Origin of the sequence: Micrococcus sp. HMSC31B01 (genome assembly GCF_001816085.1) — a bacterium.
GTDB lineage: Bacteria > Actinomycetota > Actinomycetes > Actinomycetales > Micrococcaceae > Micrococcus > Micrococcus luteus.
On the sequence record NZ_KV825217.1, the window covers coordinates 1 to 3024 of the forward strand.

General features: G+C 61.6%; 4 protein-coding genes. 1 reads left to right on the plus strand and 3 read right to left on the minus strand.

Features of this window, described 5'->3' with window-relative positions; all coding sequences use genetic code 11:
- Positions 1-473: hypothetical protein (locus tag HMPREF3105_RS08340; protein ID WP_210401439.1), on the plus strand; the 473-nt coding region annotated here is incomplete at its 5' end.
- 180 nt (positions 474-653) lie between these two features.
- On the opposite strand, the gene HMPREF3105_RS08345 is transcribed toward HMPREF3105_RS08340, so the two are convergent.
- From HMPREF3105_RS08345 to HMPREF3105_RS08355, 3 genes are read right to left on the minus strand one after another with little or no spacing between them, the layout of a single operon-like run.
- A complete protein-coding gene (locus HMPREF3105_RS08345) occupies positions 654-1436 on the minus strand; it encodes a HEPN domain-containing protein (protein WP_020628264.1) in 783 nt (260 codons plus the stop codon).
- 1 nt (position 1437) lies between these two features.
- Positions 1438-1827 (minus strand): hypothetical protein, encoded by a 390-nt coding sequence (locus tag HMPREF3105_RS08350; protein ID WP_070709206.1) that lies wholly within the window; start codon positions 1825-1827, stop codon positions 1438-1440.
- An 18-nt stretch (positions 1828-1845) separates the two neighbouring features.
- The gene (locus HMPREF3105_RS08355; RefSeq protein ID WP_020628262.1) at positions 1846-2604 is read right to left on the minus strand and encodes an AbiTii domain-containing protein; all 759 of its coding nucleotides are present in this window, start codon (positions 2602-2604) and stop codon (positions 1846-1848) included.
- Positions 2605-3024: the final 420 nt, after the last annotated feature.

The window sequence follows — 3024 nt, forward strand, 5'->3', positions numbered from 1 at the left end:
AACAACGTCATGACCTCTTACACCTAGTGGCAAGTCGCTTCGATCGGGTAGCGGAACTGGACGTGTTGAGAGAGCATCTGGCATCACTAGGCGTGTCCGGCTGGCGCCAAGAGTTTGCCGCATCGACCTCTGAGGTAATTGATCTCCTCGACTTTACGCGTCAGCGACGGCGAAGCCTGCTGAAGAACTTGCTCGATCGCAACGTGGCGAACGTGCCTGTCCACCTTCAGGCTGCGCCTACTACAGGCTCTATCCCGCTACGCCTGGCGGAGATAGAGGGCGAGACTCATCCCGCTCCGTTCGGCCTCTACCAAGGCGTGCAGCTGTTGGGGACGATCTCGGCCAGAGACCACTCAGATATCCAGAGCATTTTGGACACGGGGTTTGCGCTTCGAGTCGAGCTTGAGCATCCCGACGGGCGTGACCAGTTGCAGATCACGTTGCTTGATCCTCTTGATGATCGTCTCTTCTGACCCCCACGTGGGGGACCAAACACATGCAATTCATGCTTCTCGTGACATCCTCTGCATTATCTGAGGCCTAGAACTACGCGGATTCGGGCCTCGACGACGCCGTTTGGACGTTTCGCGGTCAACTTCACGATGTAGATGCCGGGCTGAGCCGATCGAGCGTTCGTTCCTCACGCCCAACGATTATTGAGGAGACCTGCTGCTCAGTGAACTTGTGTCGGCCGCGACCAGCCCGATCTGATTGGCTGCGTGCTCGACCATCGAGCGGACGGTCGCAATCAAGGCTGGCACCTCGTCGGCTGTTACTCCTAAGACGCCGTCGCCGTACCTCGCGGCCCCTCGTTCTCGCCGGAGCCGCTGGAGCGTGGCGAAGAAGCCTTCCGGCGCATTGCCAAGCCGTTCGTTCTCACGCAGCCACCGATCTCGCACGTTGTGGAACTTCGTCTCCTGCGACTGCGCGAGCATCTGCGCCTGAACGGTGAGTTCCGCCGCGGAGAGGAGATTGTCGACGGCTGGTCGCAGCGCGAACTCCCGGACCGCTTCGACTACGTCGAGGTAGTCGTCAGCAAGGCTGAGCAACTCGGCACTGCGCTGTTTGTTGTAGCGCAAGTCGAAGGCAATGTATGCGGACTCGCCGACGATGATGTAGGCCAGCCATCCGCTGTTCGGGTCGACATCGACAGGCCAGAAGGCTTCGAGACTGCTGATGTTCTCTGCAGTGACCGGCTCGCCCTTCTTGATGGGCGCCGATGCGACCGCCCGCGCCTGCAGCGACACCTCCTCGTTGATTCGGACGATCGGTGCACCACCCGATGGCGGGAGCTCAACCACCGCGCGGTACACGTGCGCCCGCGTGAGCTCGGTTGCGCGCTGTTCGAGGTCGCGATCAATCCACGTTGCGAAGAGGTTCTCGACGAGATGTTCACCGAACGTCTCTTCGCCGCCAGGAAGTTGGAGATCGCTCATGTCAATGCAGAAGCGTGACAGGTAGTTCGGCCTGCGTATCGTGACCGTTGACGTGTGCGTAGGCCGCGATCGTGCCCACCGCGTCCAGGCCCAGACTTGCGTCGTGGAAGTGCACCGTCACGGCGTCCTTCGTGGCCGTGACGGACGAGGCCTCGTAGTTAGCCTGGGTGGCACTGGCGTTGTCGAAGACCCACGCCGTGATCGCGTCGCCGAAGCGAACGCCGAGTCGTTTTCCGCCGTTGCCGGTCGGGTCGTAGTAATAGATGCCATAGCCGAAGAACTCGACATCGCCGACATCGACTGGCTCTCCGAGCCCCCACGTAATGGTGACGCTGTCGGTTCCCACTTCCGCCAGCACGGACGTGACTGTTCGGGGTGTATGCGTGGTCATGGCTTCCTCTCGATTACCTCACCAGATCGGCAGTTGGAGTGCCGCGATGACCGTTCCTGCGATCGTGGCGAGTCCAACGGCCGCTGCACCGACGAGCTTTGCTCGCGTCCAGAAGCGCGGCTTCGCTTCTTCGGGGGCAGCAGTGATCGTGCTGCCGTCCGCGGCCTGTGCGATGCTCACGCGGTTCCCGCGCCCGTTGATGACGAAGTTCACGGCGTTGGCTGCCTGCGTTGGGGTTGGTAGGTTCTGGCCCTGTGGGGTTGCGGAGCGCAGCTCGGCGATGAGTTCGGCTAAGCGAGTGCGAATCTGGTCGAGCACGCCTGCGAGCGCGATAGTGCTGACGCTCCAGTAGAGCGCAGTGATGTGGCCGTTCATCTCCCGGGTGCCGTTCATATAGGTGACGAGGTCGGGAGCACCCGGTGGCTGGAGCTTGACCATTCTGTCGGTTCGGTGCTGATCCACCATGCTGTGGATCTCGCTCACGCCCATTCGAAGTGGAACTTGCTCGTTGATTTCGTCGCGAGCGAAGTCGGGAATGTCCATCGCGCCGATTGTCTCGTGGCGCACGATCCCGCCTGGAACGGTGCCGTCGATTTGCAGCGGAGCGGACACAGTTCGGTACAGGGGCAGCTCCGCGTCCCGCCCGTAGCCGCGGAGCTCTACCGACGCCCAGTTGCGAAGCTCGGGTGAGCCTGCGCTTCCGCCGAGCAGGATGAGTTTGCGGAGCAGAGTGTCGAGCGGTTTCTCATCGAGAAGGTCACGCTCGATTTGCGCCATGAGATCCGGTGGACGTTTGATCACAGCCAAATTATCTCCTCCACCGCCGACACCTCGGGGCGACCACGACGATGCCGCAGGGGATCAGTCTCGCTCATGCATGTCGCTGAGCATCGGTCGGCGGGCTGTTGGTGCGTCGCGGGGGAGAAGGGCAAGAACCCCCTTATCGAAGTCACGCCCGCTGACGAAGCGAAGAGCGTGTCGGCCGGATCTCTGACCATCTGCGCGCCAACGAAGCTCCTTTTCAGGCTCCCGCGCGCCTTCGGGGAGGGGGACCAATTGGGGACCAAAATCATGCGAACCATGCATCTCGTGACGTGCTCAGCATGATCTGAGGTCCGGAATCACGCGAATTTCGGTCTCGATCGCACCGTCTGGACGCCTGGGGGTCAAGAGGTCGTGGGTTCAAATCCCGCTAGC

What these genes read in the sequence shown, in the direction of transcription:
- HMPREF3105_RS08345 (WP_020628264.1), bottom strand. Translation starts at nt 1,436, where the DNA reads ATGAGCGATCTCCAACTTCCTGGCGGCGAAGAGACGTTCGGTGAACAT.
- HMPREF3105_RS08350 (WP_070709206.1), bottom strand. Translation starts at nt 1,827, where the DNA reads ATGACCACGCATACACCCCGAACAGTCACGTCCGTGCTGGCGGAAGTG.
- HMPREF3105_RS08355 (WP_020628262.1), bottom strand. Translation starts at nt 2,604, where the DNA reads ATGGCGCAAATCGAGCGTGACCTTCTCGATGAGAAACCGCTCGACACT.